21 protein-coding genes are annotated in these 25,405 nt (G+C 69.7%); 15 read left to right on the forward strand and 6 right to left on the reverse strand.

Features of this window, described 5'->3' with window-relative positions; genetic code table 11:
* Positions 1–16 precede the first annotated feature (16 nt).
* The 4 genes from QMO56_RS13200 (at position 17) to QMO56_RS13215 (ending at position 4,566) form a co-directional block, all read left to right on the forward strand.
* Positions 17–1,345 (forward strand): aspartate aminotransferase family protein, encoded by a 1,329-nt coding sequence (locus QMO56_RS13200; protein ID WP_283526400.1) that lies wholly within the window; start codon positions 17–19, stop codon positions 1,343–1,345.
* Between the two features lie 147 nt (positions 1,346–1,492).
* On the forward strand, positions 1,493–3,082 hold the full coding sequence (locus QMO56_RS13205; protein WP_283526402.1) for an ABC transporter substrate-binding protein: 1,590 nt from the start codon (positions 1,493–1,495) through the stop codon (positions 3,080–3,082).
* A 41-nt stretch (positions 3,083–3,123) separates the two neighbouring features.
* Positions 3,124–4,170, forward strand: a complete 1,047-nt coding sequence (locus tag QMO56_RS13210) for a phosphotriesterase (protein ID WP_283526404.1) — start codon at positions 3,124–3,126, stop codon at positions 4,168–4,170.
* A gap of 246 nt (positions 4,171–4,416) precedes the next feature.
* Positions 4,417–4,566, forward strand: a complete 150-nt coding sequence (locus QMO56_RS13215) for a hypothetical protein (RefSeq protein ID WP_283526406.1) — start codon at positions 4,417–4,419, stop codon at positions 4,564–4,566.
* Positions 4,567–4,680: 114 nt separating this feature from the next.
* Here QMO56_RS13215 and QMO56_RS13220 read toward each other — a convergent pair whose 3' ends face one another.
* Positions 4,681–6,477: an SLC13 family permease gene (locus tag QMO56_RS13220; protein ID WP_283526408.1), complete on the reverse strand. Its 1,797-nt coding sequence runs from the start codon at positions 6,475–6,477 to the stop codon at positions 4,681–4,683.
* Positions 6,478–6,843: 366 nt separating this feature from the next.
* On the opposite strand from QMO56_RS13220, the gene QMO56_RS13225 reads away from it, so the two are divergent.
* Positions 6,844–7,323, forward strand: coding sequence for a flavin reductase family protein (locus tag QMO56_RS13225; protein WP_283526409.1), 480 nt, complete (start codon positions 6,844–6,846; stop codon positions 7,321–7,323).
* A 54-nt stretch (positions 7,324–7,377) separates the two neighbouring features.
* On the opposite strand, the gene rpsD is transcribed toward QMO56_RS13225, so the two are convergent.
* The gene (gene rpsD, locus QMO56_RS13230; RefSeq protein ID WP_283526410.1) at positions 7,378–7,995 is read right to left on the reverse strand and encodes a 30S ribosomal protein S4; all 618 of its coding nucleotides are present in this window, start codon (positions 7,993–7,995) and stop codon (positions 7,378–7,380) included.
* A 178-nt stretch (positions 7,996–8,173) separates the two neighbouring features.
* Between rpsD and QMO56_RS13235 the strand changes: the two genes are divergently transcribed.
* Both QMO56_RS13235 and QMO56_RS13240 read left to right on the forward strand, forming a co-directional pair.
* Positions 8,174–8,380: a hypothetical protein gene (locus QMO56_RS13235; protein WP_283526411.1), complete on the forward strand. Its 207-nt coding sequence runs from the start codon at positions 8,174–8,176 to the stop codon at positions 8,378–8,380.
* A gap of 112 nt (positions 8,381–8,492) precedes the next feature.
* Positions 8,493–9,638, forward strand: a complete 1,146-nt coding sequence (locus tag QMO56_RS13240; protein ID WP_283526412.1) for a patatin-like phospholipase family protein — start codon at positions 8,493–8,495, stop codon at positions 9,636–9,638.
* Between the two features lie 147 nt (positions 9,639–9,785).
* Here QMO56_RS13240 and QMO56_RS13245 read toward each other — a convergent pair whose 3' ends face one another.
* Positions 9,786–11,582, reverse strand: a complete 1,797-nt coding sequence (locus QMO56_RS13245; RefSeq protein ID WP_283526413.1) for an ABC transporter ATP-binding protein — start codon at positions 11,580–11,582, stop codon at positions 9,786–9,788.
* Between the two features lie 171 nt (positions 11,583–11,753).
* Between QMO56_RS13245 and QMO56_RS13250 the strand changes: the two genes are divergently transcribed.
* The 8 genes from QMO56_RS13250 (at position 11,754) to QMO56_RS13285 (ending at position 22,168) form a co-directional block, all read left to right on the forward strand.
* Positions 11,754–12,815, forward strand: coding sequence for a glycosyltransferase family 4 protein (locus QMO56_RS13250; protein WP_283526414.1), 1,062 nt, complete (start codon positions 11,754–11,756; stop codon positions 12,813–12,815).
* A gap of 170 nt (positions 12,816–12,985) precedes the next feature.
* Positions 12,986–14,791: a translation elongation factor 4 gene (gene lepA, locus QMO56_RS13255; protein WP_283526415.1), complete on the forward strand. Its 1,806-nt coding sequence runs from the start codon at positions 12,986–12,988 to the stop codon at positions 14,789–14,791.
* Between the two features lie 36 nt (positions 14,792–14,827).
* The gene (locus QMO56_RS13260; protein WP_283526416.1) at positions 14,828–15,040 is read left to right on the forward strand and encodes a hypothetical protein; all 213 of its coding nucleotides are present in this window, start codon (positions 14,828–14,830) and stop codon (positions 15,038–15,040) included.
* Positions 15,041–15,151: 111 nt separating this feature from the next.
* Positions 15,152–15,652 carry a tripartite tricarboxylate transporter TctB family protein gene (locus QMO56_RS13265; RefSeq protein ID WP_283526417.1) on the forward strand — a complete coding sequence of 167 codons (501 nt, stop codon included), beginning with the start codon at positions 15,152–15,154 and terminating at the stop codon, positions 15,650–15,652.
* Position 15,653: 1 nt separating this feature from the next.
* Complete coding sequence (locus QMO56_RS13270; RefSeq protein ID WP_283526418.1) at positions 15,654–17,183, forward strand: tripartite tricarboxylate transporter permease; 1,530 nt, start codon at positions 15,654–15,656, stop codon at positions 17,181–17,183.
* Between the two features lie 123 nt (positions 17,184–17,306).
* Positions 17,307–18,296 carry a tripartite tricarboxylate transporter substrate-binding protein gene (locus QMO56_RS13275; protein WP_283526419.1) on the forward strand — a complete coding sequence of 330 codons (990 nt, stop codon included), beginning with the start codon at positions 17,307–17,309 and terminating at the stop codon, positions 18,294–18,296.
* Positions 18,297–18,521: 225 nt separating this feature from the next.
* Positions 18,522–21,812, forward strand: coding sequence for a PAS domain S-box protein (locus QMO56_RS13280; RefSeq protein ID WP_283526420.1), 3,291 nt, complete (start codon positions 18,522–18,524; stop codon positions 21,810–21,812).
* Positions 21,809–22,168 (forward strand): response regulator, encoded by a 360-nt coding sequence (locus QMO56_RS13285; RefSeq protein ID WP_283526421.1) that lies wholly within the window; start codon positions 21,809–21,811, stop codon positions 22,166–22,168. The genes QMO56_RS13280 and QMO56_RS13285 overlap by 4 nt, the downstream gene beginning before the upstream one ends.
* A gap of 48 nt (positions 22,169–22,216) precedes the next feature.
* Here QMO56_RS13285 and QMO56_RS13290 read toward each other — a convergent pair whose 3' ends face one another.
* The 3 genes from QMO56_RS13290 to QMO56_RS13300 all read right to left on the reverse strand — a co-directional run bounded on the left by QMO56_RS13290 (position 22,217) and on the right by QMO56_RS13300 (position 25,400).
* The gene (locus tag QMO56_RS13290; RefSeq protein WP_283526422.1) at positions 22,217–23,119 is read right to left on the reverse strand and encodes an S-methyl-5'-thioadenosine phosphorylase; all 903 of its coding nucleotides are present in this window, start codon (positions 23,117–23,119) and stop codon (positions 22,217–22,219) included.
* A 197-nt stretch (positions 23,120–23,316) separates the two neighbouring features.
* Entirely contained in the window at positions 23,317–24,129 is an 813-nt protein-coding gene (locus QMO56_RS13295; protein ID WP_283526423.1) for a cytochrome c1, read from the reverse strand.
* Positions 24,129–25,400 (reverse strand): cytochrome b/b6, encoded by a 1,272-nt coding sequence (locus tag QMO56_RS13300; protein WP_283526424.1) that lies wholly within the window; start codon positions 25,398–25,400, stop codon positions 24,129–24,131. Before QMO56_RS13300 ends, QMO56_RS13295 begins: the two co-directional genes overlap by 1 nt.
* Between the last annotated feature and the right edge of the window lie 5 nt (positions 25,401–25,405).

Consider the following 25,405-nt stretch of genomic DNA (forward strand, 5'->3'; position numbering starts at 1 on the left):
GCTGGGGAGACAGGGTATGAGCACGACCACCGCCTTGCGCCGCAACAGCGATCTGGGCGCCGCGCTGGCGGAGGCCCGTGCGGCCTACGCCGCCGCCCGCCCGCGCAGCGCCGCCCAGCATGCGCAGGCCCGGGAGGTGCTGCCCGGAGGCAATACCCGCTCGGTGCTGATCTACGCCCCCTTCCCCGCGACGATGGTGCGCGGCGAGGATTGCCGCCTCTGGGATTTGGACGGCCACACCTATCTCGACCTCTGCGGCGAGTACACGGCGGGGCTGTTCGGCCATTCCGAGCCGCGCATCCACCGCGTGCTGCATGCGGCGCTGGAGGGGGGCATCAACCTCGCCGCGGTCGGCCAGGGCGAGGAAAGGCTGGCCCGGCTGCTCTGCGGCCGTTTTCCGTCGCTGGAGCGGGTCCGCTTCACCAACAGCGGCACCGAGGCCAACCTGATGGCGCTGACCGCCGCGCGCGGCTTCACCGGGCGCGGCAGCACGATGGTGATGCGGGGCGGCTATCACGGCGGGGTGCTGACCTTTCCGGCGGCGGGCGCGAGCCCGGCCACCCTGCCGCTGCCCTTCATCCCCTGCACCTACAACGACAGCGACGAGGCCGCACGCCTGGCCCGCGCCCATGCCGCTGACCTCGCGGCGATCATCGTCGAGCCGATGCTGGGCAGCGGCGGCTGCCTCCCGGCGCGGCCGGAGTTCCTGGCCACGCTGCGCGCCCTGGCCGACGAGACAGGCGCCGTGCTGATCTTCGACGAGGTGATGACCTCCCGCATGGCGGGCGGCGGCATGCAGGCGCGCCTCGGCATCACGCCGGACATGACGACGCTCGGCAAATACATTGCCGGCGGCATGAGCTTCGGCGCCTTCGGCGGCCGCGCCGACATCATGGCGCAGTTCGACACGACGATGCCGCATGCCGGCACCTTCAACAACAACGTGCTGAGCATGGCGGCCGGTGGCGTGGCCATGGGCGAGATCTTCACCGCCGAGGTGGCCGAGGCGCTGTTCCAGCGCGGCGAGGCGCTGCGCGCGCGGCTGAACGAGGTGGGCCGGAAGGCCGGCGTGCCGCTCGGCTTCACCGGCCTCGGCTCCATGATGACGGTGCAGTTCCGTCAGCCGCTGCCGGACCGCCCCCATGCCGCCAGCCCCGCCGAGGAGGCGCTGCGCGAGCTGTTCTTCTTCGACATGCTGGCCGCCGGCATCTATCTGGCGCGGCGCGGCATGGTCGCGCTCAGCCTGCCCGTGGGCGAGGCCGAGATGGCCCGCTTTGTCGCGGCGGTCGGCGAGTTCGCCGAATCCCGCGCCGAGCTGCTGCGCGCCGGCGGCCCCGCCGGCTGAGCCGGGCCGGCCAAAGGTCGGCCTGCGGAAAACCTGGACCACAACGAAAGCACTCCGCCGGGCCAACCGGCGGAACGGGGACCGCTGGTCACCCGGCAGCAGACTGCCGGGCGCGCCGCGCTCATGTGAACCTGAGGGAGACTGCCGATGCATCGTCGCCGCTTCATCGCGACCGCCGCCGGGCTGGCTGCCGCCGGCATGGCGCGGCCCTTGCGCGCCGCGAACGCCGACCCGCGCGTGCTGCGCTTCGTGCCGCAGGCGAACCTGACCTCGCTGGACCCGATCTGGACCACCGCCGCGGTCACCACCAACCATGCCTACAACATCTTCGACACGCTCTACGGGCTGGACGACGACCTGCAGGTGCAGCCGCAGATGGCCGAGGGCCACCGTGTCTCGCAGGACGGGCTGACCTGGGAGGTGCGGCTGCGCGACGGCCTGCGCTGGCATGATGGCGAGAAGGTTCTGGCGCGGGACTGCGCCGCCAGCCTTGAGCGCTGGAGCAAGCGGGACACCTTCGGCCAGTCCATGGCGCCGCGCGTGGCGGAATGGGGGGCGGCGGACGACCGCACGATCCGCATCCGCCTGCACAGGCCCTTCTCGCTGATGCTGGAGGCGCTGGCCAAGAGTTCCTCCAGCATTCCCTTCATGATGCCGGAGCGGCTGGCGCGCACCGACCCCTTCAAGCAGGTGACGGAGATGGTGGGCTCCGGCCCCTTCCGCTTCCTGCCCGGGGAGTATGTCTCCGGCAGCCGCGCCGTCTATGCGCGCTTCGAGGGCTATGTGCCGCGGCAGGAGCCGCCGCAGCGCACCGCCGGCGGCAAGGTCGCGCATTTCGACCGGATCGAGTGGCATGTGATGCCCGATGCCGCGACCGCCGCCGCAGCGCTCCAGGCCGGCGAGATCGACTGGTGGGATCAGATGCACCCCGATCTGGCACCGCTGCTGCAGAGCAACCGCAAGGTGAAGGTCGCGGTCAACGATCCCGCGGGCTACATCGGCATGCTGCGCTTCAACTGCCTGCATCCGCCTTTCGACAATCCGGCGATCCGCCGTGCCGTCCTCCATGCCGCCAAGCAGGAGGATTACATGCGCGCCGTCACCGGCAACGATACGGAGCTGTTCCGCACCTGCCATTCCATGTGGCCCTGCGGCACGCCCTATGGCGTCGAGACGACCGATCCGGCGCTGAAGGGACCGGGCGACCTTGACCGCGCCAAGGCCATGCTGCGCGATGCCGGCTACAAGGGCGAGCGGGTCGTCATCATCAACCCGACGGACATGCCCACCATCGGGCCCTTCGGCCTGGTGACGGCGGACCTGCTGCAGAAGCTGGGCATGAATGTGGAACTGGTGGAGACCGACTGGGGCTCCGTCGTGCAGCGCCGCGCCAGCCGCGCGCCGGCCGACCAGGGCGGCTGGAGCATCTTCCACACCTGGTGGCCCTCGCTCTCGGTCTACACGCCCGCGATCAACCCGACGCTGCGCGGCGGCGGCGAGAAGGGCTGGTTCGGCTGGTACGAGAACGCCGCGGTCGAGCACATGGCGGAGGAGTGGCTGAACGCGCCGGACGTGGCCGCGCGCGCCGCCATCGCCGCGAAGATCCAGCAGGAATCCTACGAGCAGGCGCCGATCGTGCCGCTCGGCCAGTTCTTCATGCGCACCGCCTACCGCACCGATCTCAGCGGCTTCCTGCAGGGCTCGGCGCCCTATGCCTGGAATGTGCGGCGCGGTTGAGCGGCTTCGGAACGCAACGAACCCTGGAGAGACAGACGGACATGGCAAGGCTGACGCGTGACGCGATGCGGGGCAAGGCGCAGACGGTGCTGGGGCTGATCGACCCGGCCGAACTGGGCTCCACCCTGATGCATGAGCACCTCATCTGGAACATCACGCCGCCCCCCGAGCGCGACAAGCCGGTGGCGGAGGCGCTGGACCTCGGCCAATGGTGGGACCTGCAGACCCGCATGGTGAAGGACTACCGCAACTCGACCCAGCTCGACGTGGGCGTGGCGACGCGCGCGGCGGCCGAGGTGGTGCAGCATGGCGGCCGCACCATCGTCGAGCTGACCATCGGCGGGCTGATGCCCAACCCGGAGGGGCTGGCGCAGGCCTCGCGCGAGAGCGGCACGCAGATCGTCATGGGCTGCGGCCACTATGTGCACGACTACCAGGACCCGGCCAATGAGGGCCGCAGCGTGGATACGCTGGCGCAGGAAATGGTGGACCAGATCCAGCTCGGCGCCTGGGGCACGGAGGTGCGGGCCGGCCTGCTGGGCGAGATCGGCTGCCAATGGCCCTGGACCGACCTCGAGAAGAAGATGCTGGCCGCCGCCTGCCTGGCGCAGCAGGAGACCGGCGCCGCGCTGACCATCCACCCCGCGCGGCACGAGGACCATCCCTGGATGCTGGTCGAGTTCCTGCGGGCGCATGGCGCGGATCTCTCGCGCACCATCATCGACCACATCGACCGCACCATCTTCGACGACGAACGGCTGTTCCGTCTCGCCGATGCCGGCGTCATCCTGGAATGGGACCTGTTCGGCCAGGAGAGCAGCTATTACCAGCCCAATCCGGACATCGACATGCCGAACGACGCCCAGCGCCTGCGCGACATCCGCAAGGTCATCGATCGCGGCCATGGCGACCAGATCGTCATCAGCCATGACATCTGCCACACGGTGCAGCTGACCGAGAACGGTGGCCACGGCTATGCCCATATCTACAAGCAGGTTCTGCCGCTGATGCGCCGGCGCGGCTTCACCGAGGCGGAGATCGACGCGATCATGGTCGGCACGCCGCGCCGGCTGTTGACGTTCATCTGACGCCGCACGCAGGCATCGCATGGGGGCGTCGCATGGGGGCAGGCCCGCGGCGCCCTGTTCCGGCTCCTTCGCCGGCCACCGGACCCTGCTTGGCGGGCCGGGCGCCTCGCTTGGCTCACCCGCGGCCCGCAAGCAGCGCCGCGGGGTGGCGGTACCATACGCTCCGCGGCTCCGGGGGAGCGGCCGGAAGCGAATTGTTAACATCTCTGCCGCATGCTTCCGCGCCTTGGCTGAGGATCTTCCCCCATGAGCGATGCTGTTGCCGGTACCTACACCCTGCCTTCCGCCCCGCCCGCGGACCGCCGCCCCTCGCCCGCAAAGGGCCTCCTGTGGGGTGGTGCGCTCAGCCTTCCCCTTTGGGCGGTGATCGCCTGGGTGGCCACGCGGGTACTCTGATCGCCCGGAAGGGCCGGTTCCTTCAGGAAAGGGTGGAGAGCGGGGTGACACTGCCACCCCGGCAGGATCCCAGGGGCAGCGCCCCTGGCCCTGGTTGACCGCGCCTTCGCCCGCTCACCCCCAGAAATACAGGATCAGCGGCACGCCGAGCACGAGGCAGATCACCGCCAGCGGGGCGCCGAGCCGCGGATAGTCCTGGAAGCGGTAGCCGCCCGGCTCCATCACCAGCGTGTTGGACTGATGCCCGATGGGGCTGAGGAAGGTGCAGGAGGTGCCCAACGCCACCGCCATCAGCATTCCGTCGGTGGAGACGCCGGAGCCCTGCGCCAGCCCCATGGCGATCGGCGCCATCAGCAGCACGGTGGCGTTGTTCGCCATGATTTCGGAGAGCAGCATGCAGGCCAGCATGACCGCGCCGGCCAGCGCCCAGCCCGGCAGGGCGGCGGCCGGGCCGGAGAGGACCTGCACCAGCAGGGCCATGGTACCGGAGGACTCCATCGCCTCGCCCAGCGGGAAGAGGGCGCCGAGCAGCACGATCACCGGCCAGTCGATCGCGGAATAGGCCTCATCCGGGCGCAGGATGCGGCAGGCGATCATCGCCGCCAGCACGGCCGCGAAGGCGATATGCGCCGGCGCAAGGTCGAACAGCACGGCCAGGATGCCGGCCAGGAACAGCCCGCCCGCCAGCCAGGCGCGCTGCGGCCGCCCCAGCGTCACGCCGCGCTCGGCCAGCGGCAGCAGCGAAAGCGCCTGGAACGCCTCCGCCTGCCGTTCGGGCAGCACCTGCAGCAGCAGCACATCGCCACCGCGCAACACGATGTCGCTCATCCGGTCGGTGACGCGGCGGCCCTGGCGGGAGACCGCCAGCAGGTTCATCCCGTACTGGCTGCGCAGGCGCAGCGCGCCGGGCGAGCGGCCGATCAGCGGGGAGCCGGGCCGCAGGATGGCCTCCACCGCGTTCACGTCCTCGGCCACCAGGGCGCGGATGCCGTCCTCGTCCTCCTCCTCCTCCCCGGCGGGGACGCCTTCAGGCGCGGCGAGCGACAGGGCGGCGGCCTCCACCAGGTTCCGCAGCGCCTCGGGCGGCCCTTCCAGCAGCAGCACGTCGTCCGGCCGCAGCCGCGCCTCGCCAGGGGGCGCCAGGGTCCGGTTGGGGCCGCGGAACAGGCCCACGACGGTGACGTCATCATCGCCCATGCCCTCCAGCGCCCGGATCGAAATGCCGATGGCGCGGCTCCTCTCGCCGATCCGCGCCTCGGCCACATAGTCGCCGGCATCGACGCCAGTGGGCTTGGCGCCCTGCTTGTCGCGCAGCAGCCGGCTGGCGAGGACGACATAGGCCACCCCCACGAGGGCGATCGGCAGCCCCACCCAGGCGAAGTCGAACAGCCCGTACCGGCCGAGTTCGGTGCGATCCGCCCGGATCGCCGAGACGATCAGGTTGGGCGGCGTGCCGATCAGCGTGACCAGCCCGCCCAGGACCGAGCCGAAGGCCAACGGCATCAACGAGCGCGAGGGCGAATACTTGTCCCGGTAGGCGTTGCGCAGCGCCACCGGCATGAACAGGGCCAGCGCGCCCACATTGTTCATGAAGGCCGAGAAGCCGGCGCAGAGTGCGGTCTGCACGCCCACCTGCAGGCGCGGCCGTCCCCGCATGCCGCCGAGCCGGCGCAGCAGGAGGTCCACCGTGCCGGCGGATTGCAGGCCCTTGCTGATGGCCAGCACGGCGGCGACGGTGGTCACGGCTGGCTCGGCAAAGCCCAGGAAGGCCTTCTCCGGCGCCACCTGGCCGCAGATCACAAGGGCCAGCAGCAGCAGCAGCGCCACCACGTCGTAACGGACGGGTTGCAGCACAAAACCCACCAGCGCCAGGAGAGTGAGGGCGGTGATGGTGATCTGGTCGGGGGTCATGCAAGCTTCTTTAGGGAGGAACTCAGAAACCCGCGAGGCGGCCGGCGGTTTCCGGTAGAGGGGGCCTCCGGCTGATCCATGTCAGCACGTCCCGCACCTTCCCTGCCCTAGCCTTGCAACCCGCGAGGTCAACGGGCGGAGGCGGCGCATGGGACAAAAGGATGCAACGGGCACGCGGCGGATGGCGCGCGCCTTCACCGGGCAGCTCGGGCCGGGCAGGGCCCGCTGGGCGGGACCATGAACGGGCCATTCAGCCGCGGCGTGGGGCGAGACCCGGCCGCAGGGCTGCGGCTGGCCGGAAGCCGCCCGCCCTCCCTGGCGCCATTCCCCCTTCCCCAGGTCTATCAATTGCTTGAGCCAGGGCCCGTGGTGCTGCTGACGACCGCAGAGGCCGGCCGTCCGAACGTCATGACGATGTCCTGGCACATGGCGGTGGAGTTCGAGCCGCCGCTGGTTGCCTGTATCGTCAGCAGCGGCAACCACAGCCATCGCGCGCTGTGCGAGACGGGCGAATGCGTCATCGCCATTCCCGACCAGGCACAGGCGCCACAGGTGGCCGGCATCGGCAACTGCTCGGGGCGGGACCGCGACAAGTTCGCGGATTTCGGGCTGACGACCGTGCCGGCGGCCTGCGTGGCGGCGCCACTGGTGGCCGAGTGCTTCGCCAACCTGGAGTGCAAGGTGCGCGACACCCGCCTGGCGAGCCACTACGACCTCTTCATCCTGGAAGTGGTGAAGGCCTGGATCGATCCGCTGCAGAAGGAGCCTCGCACCCTGCATCACCACGGCTTCGGCCGCTTCGTGGTGGACGGCGAGACGATCACCCTGCCCTCGGCCATGCCCTGAGGCGGAGGGGCGCCAAGGAAAAGGGCGGGACCTTGCGGCCCCGCCCCGTCATCCTCAGCGCGAGTAGAACTCGACGACGAGGTTCGGTTCCATCTGCACGGGGTAGGGCACGTCGGAGAGCTTCGGGGCGCGGAGGAAGCGGCCCTTCATCTGCCGGTGGTCCACCTCGATGTACTCGGGCACATCGCGCTCGCCGCTCTGCGCGGCATCGAGCACGGCGACGAGCTGCTTCGACTTCTCCTTGACCTCGATCACGTCATCGTCGCGCACGAGATAGGAGGGGATGTTCACCCGCTGGCCATTCACCGTGATGTGGCCATGGTTGATGAACTGGCGCGCGGCGAAGGGGGTCATCGCCAGCTTCATGCGATAGACCACGGCGTCGAGGCGGCGCTCCAGCAGCTCGATCAGGTTCTCGGAGGTGTCGCCCTTGCGGCGCACGGCCTCCTCGTAATACTTGCGGAACTGCTTCTCGCCGATATTGCCGTAGTAGCCCTTCAGCTTCTGCTTGGCCATCAGCTGCACGCCGAAGTCGGTCGGCTTCTGCTTGCGGCGCTGGCCGTGCTGGCCGGGGCCATACTCGCGCTTGGCGACCGGGGACTTGGCGCGGCCCCACAGGTTCACGCCGAGGCGGCGATTGATCTTGTACTTGCTTTCCGCGCGCTTCGTCATGCGGCGGGCTCCTTTTGTTGTGCGACGCTGTCGCTGTTGTCCCGGTAGTCCCGAGGCGGACATGCCAAGGGCGGGGCGCACGACAGGCGTGCGTCCGCTTTCCCGGAAGGAGGCGCGCCTTTAGCGCCGCGCCCCGCGGCTTGTCAAACCCGAGCGCCTGCCTCTACTGCACTCCCTCATGGTGACGCGTTCGGAAATCCTGGTGCTCGGGCTGACGGCGGGCGTGATGGGCAGCCTCGTCGGCGGGCTGATGCTCGGCATCGGCCTGGGGCTGGTGGTCAACAACGTCCATGCCGGCTGGGTGCTGGTGCTGCCGGCGGCGCCGGCCGGCGGCGGGCTCGGCTACCTGCTGGCCCGGCGGCTGGCGCGGCAGGCCGAGGCATAAGCCCCGGCCGCTGCGCGAAACCCCGCCGGCCGCGGCGGGTTTGGCCCGCGGGCGGCGCCCCGCGCCACCGGGGCAAGGGAAAGGGTCCGGCGCGATGTCCACGGCAGGCCACATGACAGTCTCCACGGAGGAGGCGCGCGGCCGGCGCTGCGCCCTGGCGCTGTCCGGCGGCATCGCGCTTGGCACCTTCGAGGCCGGCGCCTATGCGGCCCTGCATGAGGCCGGGCTGGTGCCCGGCTGGATCGCCGGCACCTCGATCGGCGCCATCAACGCCGCCCTCATCCTCGGCAACCCGCCGGAGCGCCGCGTCGAGCGGCTGCGGCAGTTCTGGTCGGCGGCGGAGGTCGAGCCGATGCCGCTCACCACCTTCTGGCTGGGCTCGCCCCTGCCCGGCCCCTGGCGACAGGTGGAAAGCCTCCTCAGCGCCCTGCAGACGCATCTCCTCGGCTGCCCCTCCCTCTTCCGGCCGCGCCTGGGGCTGCCAGGCACGGGCGCCGCCGACGTGGCGGCCCTCTACGACCTCGCACCCCTCCGCGCGCAGCTCACCGCGCTGGTGGATTTCGGCCGCCTGAACAGTGGCGAGGCGCGCCTCAGCATCGCCGCAACGGATATCCTCTCCGGCGAGCGCATCACCTTCGACACCGCGCGCGGCGACCGCATCGGCCCCGACCACCTGCTGGCCTCCAGCGCGCTGCTGCCGCTCTTCCCACCCGTGGAGGTGGAGGGTCGCCTGCTGGGGGATGGCGGGCTGACCGGCAACCTGCCGATCGACCTCATCCTGGACGGCGCCGGGGATGGCCCGCTGCTCTGCTTCGCGATCGAGCTCTTCGCCCGCCATGGGCCGCGGCCGCAGGGGCTTTCCGCCGGGGCGGCCCGCGCGCTCGACATCGTCTTCGGCAGCCAGAGCCGGCATCTTCTGGAGGCGCGGCGGCGTGAGCACGACCTTCGCCGCGCCCTGGTCAAGCTGGCCGACCGACTGCCGGCGGAACTGCGGGAGGATCCCGCCCTCGCCCCGCTGCTGGCCAAGGAGCCGCCCTCTGCCGCCACCATCCTCTGCCTCAGCTATCGCGCGGGGCGGGACGAGGCGGGCGCGGACAAGGTCTTCGACTTCTCCCGCACCACCCTGGCGCAGCGCTGGGAGGCCGGGGCCGCGGCCATGCGGGCCGCCCTGGCATTGCAGGCGAGCCTGCCGCCGGCGGCAGGGCTGGACGTTCATGAGATCCCTTGCCGCGCCGGGCCGGGGCCGGCGGAAGGATAGGACGGGAGAGAGCTTTCCCGCCGGGCAGGTCCGTTCCTCCCCTTTTCACCCGGCCTGCCGCCGCTTCACCGGCGGCCCCGCGGTCTGGGCCGGCAGAAAAAAGGGGAGCCGAAGCTCCCCCAAGGTCATGCAGCGCAGCGTAAAGGTTCAGGCGGCGACCTGCAGCGACTCCGACTGCCGGCGCACCATCTCCTGATAGGGACCGGGGCGGCGCATCAGCAGGTCGGGCGCGCCGTCCTGGACCACCTGGCCGTTCTCCATCACCACGATGCGGTCGAAGTTGGTCAGGGTGGCCAGGCGGTGGGCGATGGCGATGACCGTGCGGCCCACCATCAGCCGGTCCAGCGCCTGCTGCACCTCGGCCTCCGACTCGCTGTCCAGGGCGGAGGTCGCCTCGTCCAGCAGCAGGATCGGCGCGTCCTTCAGCAGCGCGCGGGCAATGGCGAGGCGCTGGCGCTGGCCGCCCGAGAGCTTGGCGCCACGGTCGCCGACGACGGTGTCGAAGCCCTCCGGCAGCGCCTCGATGAAGTCGCGGCAGCGGGCGGCCTCGGCGGCGGCCAGCACCTCCTCGTCGGTGGCGTCGGGGCGGGCGTAGCGGATGTTCTCCATCACCGAGCGGTGGAACAGGGAGACGTCCTGCGGCACCACGGCGATCATCTCCGCCAGGCTCTCGCGGGTGGTGGCGGCGATGTCGTCGCCGTCGATCAGCACCGCGCCCTCCTGCGGCGCGGAATGGCGCTGCAGCAGGGTGAGCAGGGTGGACTTGCCGGCGCCGGAGCGGCCGACCACGCCCACTTTCTGCCCGTGCGGGATGGTCAGGTTCAGCCCCTGCAGCACCGGCGAGGAGCCCTCCGGCGCGCTGGGATAGCGGAAGGTAATATCCTGGAACTCCACGCTGCCGCCGCGGGCATGCAGGGGATGGGCGTCCTCGGCATCCGGCAGGTCATGCGCCACCAGCAGGGCGGCCAGCGCCTCGCGCATCCGGGCGACGTATTGCGTCAGGTCCACCAGGGCCATGGCGAGGTCGCGGCTGGCATGCAGGATGGTGAAGCCCAGCGTGCAGACCAGCACGATGTCGCCGGTGGTGGCGCGGCCGAGCTGCCACAGGTGCACCACCCAGGCCAGCAGCAGGGCGGTCAGCACCGCCGTCGCGGCGCCATGCACCAGGCGCAGCTTCTCCAGGTAGCGCAGGCTCTCGCGGCGCGCGGCGGTCTCGCCGGCCAGCGCGTCGTCCAGCCGCTTCGCCTCGCGGCCGAAGGCGCCGAAGGCGCGCACCAGGGAGAAGTTCTGCACCACGTCCACCAACTGCCCGTCCACGGCGGCGGCATGGCTGGCGAAGCGGTCGTGCTTCTGCTCGCCCTTGCGGCCCAGCCAGGCGACGCCGGCGGCCAGCAGCCCGGCCACCACCACCAGGCAGCCGGCCATGACCGGGTCCACGCTCGCCAGGAAGGCGATGGCGAGCACCACGGCGACGGCCGGCGGCACGGTGTGCCAGGTGAAGTTCTGCAGCACGGTGAAGGCGGCGGTGCCGGTGGCGCTGACGCGCGCCGCCAGCGTGCCCGCCGAGCGGTTGGCGAAGTAGCCCGGCGAATGGCCGGAGAGGTGGCGGAACAGCTCCGCCCGCATGGAGGCGGTGGCGCGCGGGAAGCGGTCCGCCGCGATCCAGCCGCCGACGCGCCAGAGCATGTTGTCGGCGGTGATCACGCCGGCCAGGATGGCGAAGGCCATCCAGACCGCCGTGGTGTCCGCATTGGCCGGCCCACCCGAGAGCGTGTCGATCAGGTGCTTGACCGCGTAGTTGGCGCCCACCGAGCAGCCGACCGCGCCCAGCACCGCGAGCAGAATCGTCACATGGCTCCCCGCATGGGGGCGCAGGTGGCGGAACAGGAACCCGACGGGGCGCCGGGCGAGGCGCAGCAGGTCGCTGGGATTGGGACGCTGCATGGGGCGGTCAGCCTCCTAGATTTCGTGAGCACATACGCGTGAGGGGGATGCGCTCTGTGCGTTCATGCGGAAGGAACGCCAGCAACAAGACGAAATCGTGGCGATGTTTGCCGAATCCGCACCTCAATCAGGTGCGAGGTTGTCGGCAGTGAAATACGGAGACCGGACCCGATGCGTATCGCCCAGATCGCTCCCCTGACGGAAGCCGTCCCGCCGAAGCTGTATGGCGGCACCGAGCGGATCGTCTCCTACCTGACCGAGGAGCTGGTGGCCCTCGGGCATGATGTGACGCTGTTCGCGAGCGGGGATTCGATCACCTCGGCCACCCTGGCGCCGATGTCGGCCAAGGCGCTGCGGCTCGACCCCTCGGTGCGCGACCCCAACGCTCCGCTGACGCTCATGCTGGAGCAGGTCTATCGCCGCCGGCATGAGTTCGACCTGCTGCACTTCCATCTGGACTACCTGCCCTTCCCGCTGTTCTCGCGGCAGAGCGTGCCCTTCGTCACCACCCTGCACGGCCGGCTGGACCTGCCGGAGCTGCAGCCGGTGTTCGACACCTTCAGCCAGGCGCCGGTGGTCTCGATCTCCAACGACCAGCGCCGGCCGCTGCCGCAGGCGCACTGGGCGGGCACCGTCTATCACGGCCTGCCGGAGAAGCTGCTGGTCCCCGATGCCGGCGCCAGGCCGGGCTACCTGGCCTTCCTCGGCCGTATCGCCCCTGAGAAGCGCTGCGACCGCGCCATCGAGATCGCCATCGCCACCAACACGCCGCTGAAGATCGCGGCCAAGGTGGACCGCGTGGACGTGGACTACTTCGAGAGCAAGATCAAGCCGATGCTGGCGCATCCGCTGGTCGAGTTCATCGGCGAGATCAACGAGCAGCAGAAGCAGGACTTCCTGGCCAATGCCCTCGGCCTGCTGACGCCGATCGACTGGCCGGAGCCCTTCGGCCTGGTGATGATCGAGGCGATGGCCTGCGGCACCCCGGTGATCGCCTTCCGCCACGGCTCGGTGGCCGAGGTGATCGACGAGGGCGTGACCGGCTTCGCGGTGGACAGCATGGCCGAGGCGATCGCCGCCGTCGGCCGCCTGAAGGCGCTGCCCCGCGCGGCGGTGCGCGCCCGCTTCGACGAGCGCTTCACCGGCCGCCGCATGGCCGAGGACTATGTGGCGATCTACGAGCACCTGGCCCGGCAGGCCGGCCAGGCCAACCTGCGGGTGGCGGCGGAGTAATCCGCCCTCTCCTCGGGGAGGTCCCCTCCCCGGCGCGCGGCGCGGGCGTTCCGGCTCCCGCCCGCGTGGCGCGCGGCCCGATCCGGCTTTGATTCCGGCGCTGTCTGGCCTATCTCAGGCGCTGAATTCGGCGGGACGCTCGCCGCCTTGACCCGCCGCGCCGGAACAGCATGACCGACACTCCTCTCTCCCGCATCCGCAACTTCTCGATCATCGCCCATATCGACCACGGGAAATCCACCCTGGCCGACCGCCTGATCCAGGCCACCGGCTCCGTCGCCCTGCGCGACATGAAGGAGCAGATGCTGGACAGCATGGAGCTGGAGCAGGAGCGCGGCATCACCATCAAGGCGGCCTCGGTCCGCCTGGACTACAAGGCGAAGGACGGCAACAGCTACGTCCTGAACCTGATGGACACGCCGGGCCATGTGGACTTCGCCTACGAGGTCTCCCGCTCGCTGGCGGCCTGCGAGGGCTCGCTGCTGGTGGTGGACGCCTCCCAGGGCGTCGAGGCGCAGACCCTGGCCAATGTCTATCAGGCCATCGACGCCGGGCACGAGATCGTCCCGGTGCTCAACAAGATCGACCTGCCGGCGGCCGAGCCGGAGCGGGTGAAGCAGCAGATCGAGGACGTGATCGGCCTCGACGCCTCGGATGCCGTCGAGATCAGCGCCAAGTCCGGGCTGAACATCGAGGGCGTGCTGGAAGCCATCGTCACCCGCCTGCCCGCGCCCACCGGCAATGCCGATGCCCCGCTCAAGGCCTTGCTGGTCGATAGCTGGTACGACCCCTATCTCGGCGTCATCATCCTGATCCGGGTGAAGGACGGCGTCATCCGCAAGGGCCAGAAGATCCGCTTCATGGCCCAGGGCTCCACCCATGTGGTGGACAGCGTCGGCGTCTTCACGCCCAAGATGGTGGCGGTGGACAGCCTCGGCCCAGGCGAGATGGGCTACCTGAACGCCGCCATCAAGACAGTGGCCGACACCAATGTCGGCGACACCATCACCGACGACCGCAATCCGGCCGCCGAGCCGCTGCCGGGCTTCAAGCCCTCCATTCCCGTGGTCTGGTGCGGCCTCTATCCGGTGGATGCGGACGACTTCGAGAAGCTGCGCGAATCGCTTGGCAAGCTCAGGCTGAACGACGCCTCCTTCCACTTCGAGGCGGAAAGCTCGGCGGCGCTGGGCTTCGGCTTCCGCTGCGGCTTCCTGGGCCTTTTGCACCTGGAGATCATCCAGGAGCGGCTCTCCCGCGAGTTCGATCTCGACCTGATCGCGACCGCCCCCAGCGTCGTCTACAAGCTGCGGACCACCAAGGGCGAGGAGATCGACCTGCACAATCCGGCCGACATGCCGGACCCCTCGCTGATCGAGAGCATCCAGGAGCCCTGGATCAAGGCCACCATCATGGTGCCGGACGAGCACCTCGGCTCGATCCTGACGCTCTGCTCGGAGCGGCGCGGCCAGCAGGTGGAGCTGACCTATGTCGGCAACCGCGCCATGGCGGTCTATCGCCTGCCGCTGAACGAGGTGGTCTTCGACTTCTACGACCGCCTGAAGTCGGTCAGCCGGGGCTACGCCTCCTTCGACTACCAGATGGACGGCTATGACGAGGGCGACCTCGTGAAGATCTCCATCCTGGTGAACAACGAGCCGGTGGATGCCCTCTCCTTCATGGCGCACCGCTCCCAGGCCGAGCGGCGCGGCCGCTCCATCTGCGAGAAGCTGAAGGAGCTGATCCCCCGCCAGCTCTTCAAGATCCCCATCCAGGCGGCGATCGGCGGCCGTGTCATCGCGCGCGAGACCATTTCCGCCATGTCGAAGGACGTCACCGCCAAGTGCTACGGCGGCGACATCTCCCGCAAGCGCAAGCTCCTGGAGAAGCAGAAGGAGGGCAAGAAGCGCATGCGCCAGTTCGGCAAGGTGGAGATTCCGCAGTCGGCCTTCATCGCCGCGCTCAAGATGGACAGCTGACCGGGCGCAAACTGCCCCGTCCGCAGAAAGCCGCCGGTGCCGCAGGGTGCCGGCGGCTTTTTCTTTGCGCAGAATTCCTTCTCTGAAGTAATCGCTCAGAAACCTGAAGAGAATAACATCTTCAACATGGCGCACCTGCCATGTTCATCACGAAAAACGCTCATTCAGCAGAAGCCTTTCTCCCTTTCCATCTTCTGCACAAGACAGCCGTTTCGTCAGCCAAGATCGCGTAAAGTATTGTTTTTTTGAATAAAATCCGACCTTCCGCCGCGGCTTCACGGCCGCGCCAGGCCAAGCAGCCTTGAATCGGTTTTTATTTGGAACATAGCGTGAATATCCGGCGATTCGGAGGAAAAGCGCATGCATTTGGCACTAAAAGAGCGATATAAGGATTATTGCGGCGGATTAATACTTTGCGCTCTCGGCGCGGCGACCGCCCTGCAGGGGAAGGCTTATCATCTCGGCACCCTCAGCCGCATGGGCCCGGGCTTCATGCCCACCGCGCTCGGCGTGCTGCTGCTGATCGTGGGGCTCGTCCTGCTGGCCGCCTGCGCCCTGCGGCGCGATGAGGCCGCGCCCTCCCGGCCTTCCCTGCCCAGCGCCGAGGAGACGATTCCGTTGCGCGCCGAATGGCGCGGCTGGCTCTGCATCTGCGCCGGCGTGATCATCTTCGCGGCGCTGGCCGAGCCCGTCGGGCTGATCCCGGCCACCTTCGCCGCTGTCGTCGTCACCGCCATGGGCGACCGCGAGAACAGCTGGCGCGACGCCATCCTGCTCGCCCTCGGCATGGTGATCTTCGCCGTCGTCGTCTTCTGGTGGGGGCTCGGCGTGCTCCTGCCCCTCATCAAGGGCGTCCTGTAAGATGTGGCAGTCCATTCTCGACCTCGGCTACGGCTTCGGCCTGGCCCTGGAGCCGCATAACCTCTTCTGGTGCTTCTCCGGCGTCCTGGTCGGCAACCTGATCGGCGTGCTGCCCGGCACGGGCGCGCTGACCGCCATCTCGATGCTGCTGCCGCTGACCTTCTCGCTGCAGCCGGTGCCGGCCATCCTGATGCTCGCCGGCATCTTCTACGGCTCGCAATATGGCGGGGCGATCGGCGCCATCCTGCTGAACCTGCCCTCCCACCCGCCGCACGCCGTCACCTGCCTCGACGGCTACCCGATGACACGGGCGGGCAAGGGCGGCACGGTGCTCGGCCTGACGATGATCTCCTCCTTCTTCGCCGCCTCCTTCGGCATCGTCGTCATGATCTTTGCCTCGCCGCTGCTGGTGCAGGTGGCCTTCAAGTTCGGCCCGGCGGAGCTGTTCTCGATCATGCTGCTCGGCCTGATCGCCGGCTCGACCATGTCGCGCGGCTCGCCCCTCAAGGGCATCGCCATGACGCTGATCGGCCTGATCCTGGGCTGCGTCGGCACCGATGTGCAGACCGGCCTGCAGCGCTTCACCTTCGGCCTGCCGGAGCTGGCCGACGGGGTGGAGCTGGTCTCCATCGCCATGGGCGTCTTCGGCATCGCCGACTTCCTGCGGCACGTGAACCGCATGAAGCATATCGGCAGCCTGAAGCCGGTGAGCCTGAAGGACATGCGCCCGAGCAAGGCCGAGCTGAAGCAGGCCTTCTGGCCGATGCTGCGCGGCACGCTGGTCGGCACCATCTTCGGCGCCATGCCCGGCACCGGCCCGACCATCACCACCTTCATCGCCTACGCGCTGGAGCAGAAGATCTCCCGCACGCCGGAGAAGTTCGGCACCGGCATGATCGCCGGCGTCGCCGCCCCCGAGGCGGCCTCGCACTCCAAGACGCAGGTGGACTTCATCCCGACCATGAGCCTCGGCATCCCCGGGGACGCGGTGATGGCGCTGCTGCTCGGCGCGCTGCTGATCCAGGGCATCCAGCCCGGCCCCCGCCTGCTGAGCGAGCACCCGGACATCTTCTGGGGCCTGATCGCCAGCTTCTGGGTCGGCAACGTGCTGCTGATGGTGCTGAACGTGCCGATGATCGGCGTCTGGGTGAAGCTGCTGCAGGTGCCCTACCGCTTCCTTTTCCCGGCCGCCGTCTTCTTCATCGCCATCGGTGCCTATACGGTGAACAATGACATCTTCGCCGTCTACGAGGTGCTGGCCTTCGGCCTGATCGGTGCGCTGTTCATGGCGCTCGACTTTCCCATCGCGCCGATCCTGCTGGGCTACGTGCTGGGGCCGATGGTGGAGGAGAACTTCCGCCGCGCCATGCTGCTCTCGCGCGGCCATTTCTCGGTCTTCATCGATCGCCCGATCAGCGCCGCCATCCTCGGCGTCATCGTGGCGCTGCTCGCCGCCCAGGCCTTCTTCAGCCTGCGTGCCCGCCTGCGCCCGCGCGCCGCGGCGGCGGCGACCATCGCCTTTCAGGAGTAGGCGGCGGGCAGGGCGCGCCTCCACCCAGGCGCGTCCTGCAGGGTGGGTCACTTCCTATTGACTTTCACATGACGGAATCGTCATGCCGGAAGCAGGCCGTTCCGGCCGGGAGAAAATGATCCGATGATTCGCTCCACGCTCCGCCGCGCCCTGATCGGCGCGGCCTTCGGGATCGCCGCGCTGGCCCTGCCGGCCGGTGCGCAGCAGGCCTATCCCAGCCGCACCATCACCGTGGTCGTCCCCTTCGCCGCCGGCGGCCCGACCGATACCGTGACCCGCCTGGTGGCGGAGGCCATGTCGCGCGACCTCGGGCAGACGGTGGTGGTGGAGAATGTCGGTGGCGCCGGTGGCACGCTGGGGGCGGCGCGCGTCGCCCAGGCCAGGCCGGACGGCTACACCCTCCTCATGCACCATATCGGCATGGGCACCACCCCGACGCTCTACCGCCGCCTTTCCTACGATCCGGTGGGCGGCTTCGAGACGATCGGGCTGGTCACCGAGGTGCCGATGACCATCATCGCCCGCAAGGACATCCCGGCCGCCAACCTGCAGGAGCTGGCGGCGCTGGTCCGCAAGGAGACGACGAAGCTCAACTACGCCAATGCCGGCATCGGCGCCGCCAGCCATCTCTGCGGCCTCCTGCTGCAAAAGGCGATCGACGCGCCGATGACCACTGTGCCCTATCGCGGCACCGGCCCGGCGATGACCGACCTGATCGCCGGCACGGTGGACCTGATGTGCGACCAGACCACCAACACCACCGAGCAGATCCGCGCCGGGGCGGTGAAGGTCTTCGCCGTCACCACACCGCAGCGCCTGCCCTCCCTGCCCGATGTCCCGACCACCGCCGAGGGCGGCCTGCCCGGCATGGAGGTGACGATCTGGCATGGCCTCTACGCGCCCAAGGGCACGCCGGAGGAGATCCGCCTGCGGCTCTCCCGCGCGCTGCAGGTGGCGCTGCGCGCCCCGGCGCTCATCCAGCGCTTCGCCGATCTCGGCACCGCACCGGTGGCGCAGGACCGGGCGACCCCGGAGGCCCACCGCGCCTTCTGGCAGGCCGACATCGCAAAATGGCGGCCGGTGATCCAGGCCGCCGGCCAGTACGCCGACTGAGGCGCCTCCCCTGCCCCACCCGGGAGCTTTCCGGGCGGGGCATCCGGCTTCCATGCGCAGAAGGCATCACTGCCGATTTCCGGCGGCGCGGAAAGACGCTATGGCTATGCTCTGGAGAAAGCCCCGCAGCCCTTCGATGGGCGGTGTGGCCTCTCCTTTGTCACCCCGCCCTTCGTGTCGCCTGGGAGACGTGATGCAATTCCGCCGGCACCGACTCCGGCCAGCATGAACGGACAGGCGACCCAACAGCCTCCCTCGGTCCGGCTGTACCTGCTTATCATCGCCCTGGCCGCCTTGCTGCCGGTCTGGGGCCTTGCCGGGCACCTTGCGGGCCGTATGGCCGAAACCGAGCGCAACCGCCTGCTCGAAACCGCCAGCGACGCCGCGCGCGACCTCGCCTTCAACCTGGAGCGCGAGGTGCTCGGGCTGCACGGGGAGCTGGCGGCCCTCGGCACCTCGCCTGCCTTGCAGACCGGCCAGTTCGCGGCCTTTCACGAGCAGGCCCGCGCCCTGCGGATGATCCGCCGCACCTACCACATCCGCCTGACCGACGCCGAAGGCCATGTGCTGGTGGACAGCGCCAGCCCCTTCCGCGACCCCGCGGCGCCCGGCATGGAACTGCCGGTGCTGCCGGATGCGCCGCAGCAGGCCGGCATTTCCACCCTGCACTTCCCTGCGGATCCGGGGGGCAGCCTGCGCATCGACATCACCGAGGAGGTGCCGCGCGGGCCGGGCCAGCCTCCTCTGCTGCTGACCGCCTCGATCGACCCGGCGATGATCTGGAACGAGCCGCTGCGGAACCTTGACCTGCCATCGGGCTGGATCGCGCTGGTGGTGGACGACAGCGCCCGCATCCTGGCCCGCCAGCCCACCGTGGCGCAGCTGATCGGGTCCGAGGCATCCCCGAACGGCTCCATCCGCAGTGCCCTCGACAGCCAGCAGGTCTCCGGCTCCATCCAGAACCGCGATTTCCAGGGGCTGCCGGTCCATGCCGCCTGGCACCGGGTGGAGGGGGCGCCCTGGGTGGTGCTGGTCGCGCTGCCCACCGAGAGGCTGGACGGGGCGCTGCGCCGGATGCTGAGCCCGGTGGTGCTGCTGGGCGGCGGGCTGCTGCTGGTGTTCACCGCCGGCCTCGCCTTCTGGGTAGATCGCAAGGTGGCGGCCCCGCTCAACCAGCTCGGCCGGATCGCCAGCGCCTTCGGCCGCGGCGCCCCGCTCCCCGCGATCCCGCCCAGCGGCCTGCGGGAGATCGACGCCGCCACCCGTGCGCTCACCAGCGCCGTGGCGGAGCGGGAGGCGCTGGAGACCGAGCGGCTCTCCCTCTCCGCCCGGCTGCAGACGGTGCTGGAGAGCACCACCGACAGCGTGCTGGTACTCGATCGCGCCGGGAAGGTGCTCTACCTGAACGGCCGCGCCCGGGCCCAGGCGGTGGATGCCGCGGCCAGCATCGGCCGGCCGCTGCGGGACAGCTTCCCCGGCTGGGAAGGCGGTCCGTTCGGCGCCGCCTCCGGGCAGGCCCTGGCGGAAGGAGTGCCGAAGAGCGTCACCGCCTTCCACCCTGCGCTGGGCCGCTGGATCTCGGCCGACATGTATCCCTCGGCGGAAGGGCTGACGCTGTTCTTCCGCGACGTCAGCGACGAACACGCGGCCCAGGCGGCGCTACGCCAGAGCGAGGCGCGGCTGAAGGCGGTGCTCGACAACGTCCCGGTCGGCGTGGTGCTGGCCGAGGCGCCGGAGGGCCGCCTGCTGCTCGGCAACCGGCGGCTGGACGAGATCCTGCGGCACCCGCTGGAACTGTCCGGCAGCATGGAAGAGTACGCGGCGCAGTGGGAGGCCTACCATCCCGATGGCCGGCGGGTGGAGGGGCGCGACTTCCCCCTCAGCCGCGCGCTGCTGACCGGCCTGCCGGCCAGCAGCGAGTACCAGTATCGCCGGGGCGACGGCAGCATGGTCTGGCTGCGGACCACGGGCATGCCGGTGCGGGACGCGGAGGGGCGGGTGGTCGGTTCCGTCGCCGCCCTGGTCGATATCGATGCCGAGCGCCGCGCGGCGGAGGCGCTGCGCGAGAGCGAGCTGCGCTTCCGCACCCTGGCCGAGGCGGTGCCGCAGGTCGTCTGGTCCTCTCTGCCGGATGGCCGCATCGACTATGTCAACCCGCGCCTGCAGGACTTCACCGGCCTGATGCCAGGCCTCGCCATGGAGTCCCCCGTGCGCATCGTCCATCCCGAGGACCAGCGCCGCGCCGCCCGCGCCTGGCAGCGGGCGCTGCGGCGCGGACGCCCCTTCTCGGCCGAGTTGCGGCTGCTGCGGGCGGAGGGCGGCTGGCGCTGGTGCGCCGTGCGCGCCCTGCCCGCCCGCGCCGCCGATGGCACCATCCGCCGCTGGATCGGCGCCGCCACCGACGTCTCGGAGCTGGTGGAGGCGCGTGAGGCGCTGGCGCGCCAGGTGGCGGCGCAGACCGCCTCGCGCGAGGCCGCAGTGCAGGCGGCGGCGGCACTGGCCGCCTCGGAGAGCCGCTTCCGCCGTTTCGCCGAGGCCAGCCCCGATGTGATGTGGATGACCGACCCCGCCACCGGCCGGGTGGAGTTCGTCAGCCCCGCCTTCGAGCGGATCTGGGGCGTCGCCCAGGAGCGCTTCGGCAGCCAGCCGCATCTCTGGGAGGAGATGATCCACCCCGCTGACCGGTCGCGCATCGAGGCGATGCAGCAAAGCAGGCAGGGGGCCGAGACCTTCGAGATCGAGTACCGCATCCAGCGGCCTGACGGGACACAGCGCTGGATCCGCGATGTCAGCTTCCCCATCCTGGACGCGCAGGGCGTGCCCTCCCGCCGTGGCGGGCTGGCGCGCGACGTGACCGAGGCCAAGGCCGCCGAGGCACGGCAGGCGCTGCTGCTCGGCGAGCTGAACCACCGGGTGAAGAACACCCTGGCGACGGTGCACTCCCTGGCGCTCCAGACGGCGCGCGCCATGGGTGACAAGTCGGAGGCCACGCAGCGCTTCCTGCAGGATTTCCAGTCCCGCCTGCTCACCCTGGCGCGCGGGCACGACCTGCTGACCGCCCGCACCTGGCGCGGCACGACCCTGGCCGAGACCGCCCGCGCCGTGCTCACGCCGTGGCAGTCCACCTCCGGGCCGGGTGGCGAATCCCGCCTGGTGATCAGCGGCCCACCAGTGTGGCTGGCGCCGAAGCAGACTCTCGGTTTCGCCCTGGCCCTGCACGAGCTCGCAACCAACGCGGTCAAACATGGTGCGTTGACGCGCGCGGAAGGACGTATCGTGGTTCGCTGGCAGGGCGAGTCCGGTGGTATGGTGCGGTTGACTTGGCAGGAGCAGAACGGGCCACCGGTGCAGGCACCCTCGCGCAATGGCTTCGGCAGCCGCATGCTGGAGCGCGGGTTGCCGGCCGAACTCGGCCCGGGCTCCTCGGTCGAACTGGACTATGCCGCGGATGGCTTCGGGGCGGTGATCCGTTTCCGCCCCGTCACTGGCCCGCAAGTTGAAGAGGAAACCGCATGAGCGGACTAAAGGGGCGACGCATCCTCGTGGTGGAAGATGAAGCGCTGATTGCCATGCTGGTCGAGGATGCCCTGCTGGAAGCCGGAGCCTGCGTGCTCGGCCCCGCCGCCACGGTGGAGGAGGCCCTGGCGCTGTTCGAGGAGGAACACCCGGAGGCGGCGGTGCTGGACATCAACCTTGCGGGGCAGGCTTCCACCCCGGTGGCCGACATCCTGGTGGAGCATTCCATCCCCTTTGTCGTCGCCACCGGCTATGGCGCTGCCGGCCTGCCGGAGCGGCACCGGGATGTGCCGGTGCTTGCCAAGCCCTATGACCCGCGCGACCTGATCACCGCGCTGGAGCAGGTCTGCTGCTGACGGCTGCCGGGCGCGGTGCCGCGCCGCCGCGCCCGGCAGCCCGCGGCTTCAGGTCGCGTTCAGCACCCGCCCGGCCACCGCATCGAGCCTGGCGACCAGTCCAGGGTCGCGCATCGCCGCGGGCGTGACGATGGCGTATTCCAGCGCCCGGTCACAGCCTGCGGGGCACGGGCCGCGCGGCTTGCCCAGCATCGGCACCACCGTCCTCACCAGGGCCTTGGCATGGTCGGCGTTGGCCTGCATGACCTTCACCACCGCATCCACCGTGACGTGGTCATGGTCGGGATGCCAGCAGTCGAAATCCGTCACCATGGCGATGGTCGCGTAGCAGAGCTCCGCCTCGCGGGCGAGCTTGGCCTCGGGCATGTTGGTCATGCCGATCACGTCGCAGCCCCAGGCGCGGTACAGTTCGCTCTCCGCCTTGGTGGAGAACTGCGGCCCCTCCATCACCAGGTAGGTGCCGCCGCGCTTGTACTTGAGGCCGATCTGCCGCGCCGCTTCCTCCGCCGCGTCACCGAGCCGGGGGCAGACCGGGTGCGCCACCGAGACATGCGCGACGCAGCCGGTCTCGAAGAAGGATTTCTGCCGGGCGAAGGTGCGGTCGATGAACTGGTCCACGATGACGAAGGTGCCGGGCGGCAGGTCGCCGTTCAGCGAGCCGACGGCGGAGAGCGAGAGGATCTCCGTCACCCCCGCGCGCTTCAGCGCATCGATATTGGCGCGGTAGTTCAGTGCCGAGGGAGGCTTGCGGTGGCCGCGCCCGTGCCGCGGCAGGAAAACGCAGCGCACGCCGGCGAGGCGGCCGAAGAGCAACTCGTCCGAGGGTTCGCCCCAGGGGCTCTCCACCCGGCGCCACTCGCGCTCCTCCAGACCGTCGATGTCGTAGAGGCCGGAGCCGCCGATCAGGCCGATGACGGGTTCAATGGTTTCGCTGCTGGGGGTCTGGCTCATCGGGTTTCCCTCTGGAGGGTGTCGCTCACGGCGTCGGCGCATTCTGGGGCCGGGCCTGAACGGAAAAAGGGCCGCCCTGGAAGACGGCCCCTCGGAATCTTCCCTTCCGGGGCATCCTGGGCAGGCCGGGCGGGATCGCCGGGCCTGTCCTTGAAGCAGGATGCCGCCGGCGGCAAGCCGCCGGACGCACGGTGAGGTCAGGTCACCGGGTCGCCGCCGGCCCGGGCCCAGATCTTGCGCTTCACCGCATAGGTGAGGCCGCCCAGGATCACCAGGAAGAGGATGATCCGAACGCCCATGGTGCGGCGGGCCTCCAGCTCGGGCTCGGCCGCCCAGGTGAGGAAGGCGGAGACGTCGCGCGCCATCTGGTCCGTGGTGGCCTTGGTGCCGTCGGCGTACTGCACCTGGCCGTCGCCGGTCAGCGGCGGCGGCATGGCGATCTGGTGGCCGGGGAAGTACTTGTTGTAGTGCATCCCCTCCATGACGGTGGCGCCCGCCGGTGGCGGGTCCTCGTAGCCGACCAGCAGGGCATGGATGTAATCCGCCCCGCCGACGCGGGCCTTGGTGATCACGGAGAGGTCTGGCGGCAGGGCGCCGTTATTGGCCGCGCGAGCCGCCGCGTCGTTCGGGAAGGGACTGCGGAAGCGGTCGGAAAGGCGGCCCGGGCGCTCGAACATCTCGCCGTTATCGTTCGGGCCGTCCTGGATCTGATAGCTCTGCGCGATGGCGCGCACCTCGGGCTCAGAGAGCCCGATGTCCCGCAGATTGCGATAGGAAAGCAGCCGCATCCCATGGCAGGCGGCGCAGACTTCCTTGTAGACCTGGAAGCCACGCTGCAGCTCGCCGCGGTCATAGGTGCCGAACAGCCCATCGAAGGAATAGCGGGTGTCCGGGATATGGATCTCGTGCTCCTGCGCGCGGGCGCCGGGCGCCGCGAGCAGGCCGAGGGAGAGGGCGGCCGCGACGGCCGCGGCCTTCAGGCCGCGCATCGGCAGGGTGCGGAACGGCATCACGCCTTCTCCATCGGCTTGGCCGCGGCGGCGCCGCGCAGGGGTCCGCCACCGCGCAGCACGGCACGGCTGATGCTCTCCGGCAACGGCAGCGGACGCTCGATCTTGGAGAGCAGCGGCAGGATGACCAGGAAATACGCGAAGTAGTAGGCCGTGCTGAGGCGCGCGATGAGCACGTAGATGCCTTCGGCCGGCCGGCCGCCCGCCCACATCAGGACGAAGAAGTTCACCGTCCAGAGCAGCATCAGCCACTTGGCGATCGGCCGGAAGCGCATGGAGCGAACCGGGGAGCGGTCCAGCCAGGGCAGGACGAACAGCACGGCAATGGCGCCGAACATCATCAGCACGCCGCCGAGCTTGTTCGGGACCGCGCGCAGGATGGCGTAGAAGGGCAGGAAGTACCATTCCGGCACGATATGCGCGGGGGTCGAAAGCGGGTTGGCCGGGATGTAGTTGTCCGGGTGGCCGAGATAGTTCGGCGTGAAGAAGACCAGGAAGGCGAAGACGGCGAAGTAGACGATCATCCCCACGCTGTCCTTGGCGGTGTAGTAGGGATGGAAGGGCACCGTGTCCTGCGGCCCCTTCGGGTCGATGCCGAGCGGGTTGTTCGAGCCGGTGATGTGCAGCGCGGCCACATGCAGGAAGACCACGCCGGCGATCACGAAGGGCAGCAGGTAATGCAGGCTGAAGAAGCGGTTCAGCGTCGGGTTATCGACGGAAAAGCCGCCCCAGAGCAGCGTCACGATGCTGTCGCCCACCAGCGGGATGGCCGAGAACAGGTTGGTGATGACCGTCGCGCCCCAGAAGGACATCTGCCCCCAAGGCAGCACGTAGCCCATGAAGGCGGTGGCCATCATCAGGATGAAGATGACGACGCCGAGCATCCAGAGCAGTTCGCGCGGCGCCTTGTAGGAGCCGTAGTAGAGGCCGCGCCAGATGTGGATGTAGACGACGATGAAGAACATGCTGGCGCCGTTCATGTGAACGTAGCGGATCAGCCAGCCGTAGTTCACGTCGCGCATGATCCGCTCGACGCTCTCGAAGGCGAGCGAGGTATGCGCCGTGTAGTTCATCGCCAGGAACACGCCGGTCGCGATCATGATCACCAGGTTGATCATGGCGAGCGCGCCGAAATTCCAGAAGTAGTTGAAATTCCGGGGAGTCGGGAAGCTCCCGTACTCCTTCTGCATCATGGTGAAGATCGGCATGCGCTGGTCGATCCAACGCACCACCGGGTTAGCGAAGCTGCTCTCGTGCAGGCCGGATGCCATGGGGT

Source organism: Roseomonas sp. E05 (genome assembly GCF_030063475.1).
Taxonomy (GTDB): Bacteria; Pseudomonadota; Alphaproteobacteria; order Acetobacterales; family Acetobacteraceae; genus Pseudoroseomonas.

Excerpts from the sequence above, each read along its gene's own strand:
- QMO56_RS13200 (WP_283526400.1), top strand. The coding sequence starts at position 17 with ATGAGCACGACCACCGCCTTGCGCCGCAACAGCGATCTGGGCGCCGCG.
- QMO56_RS13205 (WP_283526402.1), top strand. The coding sequence starts at position 1,493 with ATGCATCGTCGCCGCTTCATCGCGACCGCCGCCGGGCTGGCTGCCGCC.
- QMO56_RS13210 (WP_283526404.1), top strand. The coding sequence starts at position 3,124 with ATGGCAAGGCTGACGCGTGACGCGATGCGGGGCAAGGCGCAGACGGTG.
- QMO56_RS13215 (WP_283526406.1), top strand. The coding sequence starts at position 4,417 with ATGAGCGATGCTGTTGCCGGTACCTACACCCTGCCTTCCGCCCCGCCC.
- QMO56_RS13220 (WP_283526408.1), bottom strand. The coding sequence starts at position 6,477 with ATGACCCCCGACCAGATCACCATCACCGCCCTCACTCTCCTGGCGCTG.
- rpsD (WP_283526410.1), bottom strand. The coding sequence starts at position 7,995 with ATGACGAAGCGCGCGGAAAGCAAGTACAAGATCAATCGCCGCCTCGGC.
- QMO56_RS13235 (WP_283526411.1), top strand. The coding sequence starts at position 8,174 with ATGGTGACGCGTTCGGAAATCCTGGTGCTCGGGCTGACGGCGGGCGTG.
- QMO56_RS13240 (WP_283526412.1), top strand. The coding sequence starts at position 8,493 with ATGACAGTCTCCACGGAGGAGGCGCGCGGCCGGCGCTGCGCCCTGGCG.
- QMO56_RS13245 (WP_283526413.1), bottom strand. The coding sequence starts at position 11,582 with ATGCAGCGTCCCAATCCCAGCGACCTGCTGCGCCTCGCCCGGCGCCCC.
- QMO56_RS13250 (WP_283526414.1), top strand. The coding sequence starts at position 11,754 with ATGCGTATCGCCCAGATCGCTCCCCTGACGGAAGCCGTCCCGCCGAAG.
- lepA (WP_283526415.1), top strand. The coding sequence starts at position 12,986 with ATGACCGACACTCCTCTCTCCCGCATCCGCAACTTCTCGATCATCGCC.
- QMO56_RS13265 (WP_283526417.1), top strand. The coding sequence starts at position 15,152 with ATGCATTTGGCACTAAAAGAGCGATATAAGGATTATTGCGGCGGATTA.
- QMO56_RS13270 (WP_283526418.1), top strand. The coding sequence starts at position 15,654 with ATGTGGCAGTCCATTCTCGACCTCGGCTACGGCTTCGGCCTGGCCCTG.
- QMO56_RS13275 (WP_283526419.1), top strand. The coding sequence starts at position 17,307 with ATGATTCGCTCCACGCTCCGCCGCGCCCTGATCGGCGCGGCCTTCGGG.
- QMO56_RS13280 (WP_283526420.1), top strand. The coding sequence starts at position 18,522 with ATGAACGGACAGGCGACCCAACAGCCTCCCTCGGTCCGGCTGTACCTG.
- QMO56_RS13285 (WP_283526421.1), top strand. The coding sequence starts at position 21,809 with ATGAGCGGACTAAAGGGGCGACGCATCCTCGTGGTGGAAGATGAAGCG.
- QMO56_RS13290 (WP_283526422.1), bottom strand. The coding sequence starts at position 23,119 with ATGAGCCAGACCCCCAGCAGCGAAACCATTGAACCCGTCATCGGCCTG.
- QMO56_RS13295 (WP_283526423.1), bottom strand. The coding sequence starts at position 24,129 with ATGCCGTTCCGCACCCTGCCGATGCGCGGCCTGAAGGCCGCGGCCGTC.
- QMO56_RS13300 (WP_283526424.1), bottom strand. The coding sequence starts at position 25,400 with ATGGCATCCGGCCTGCACGAGAGCAGCTTCGCTAACCCGGTGGTGCGT.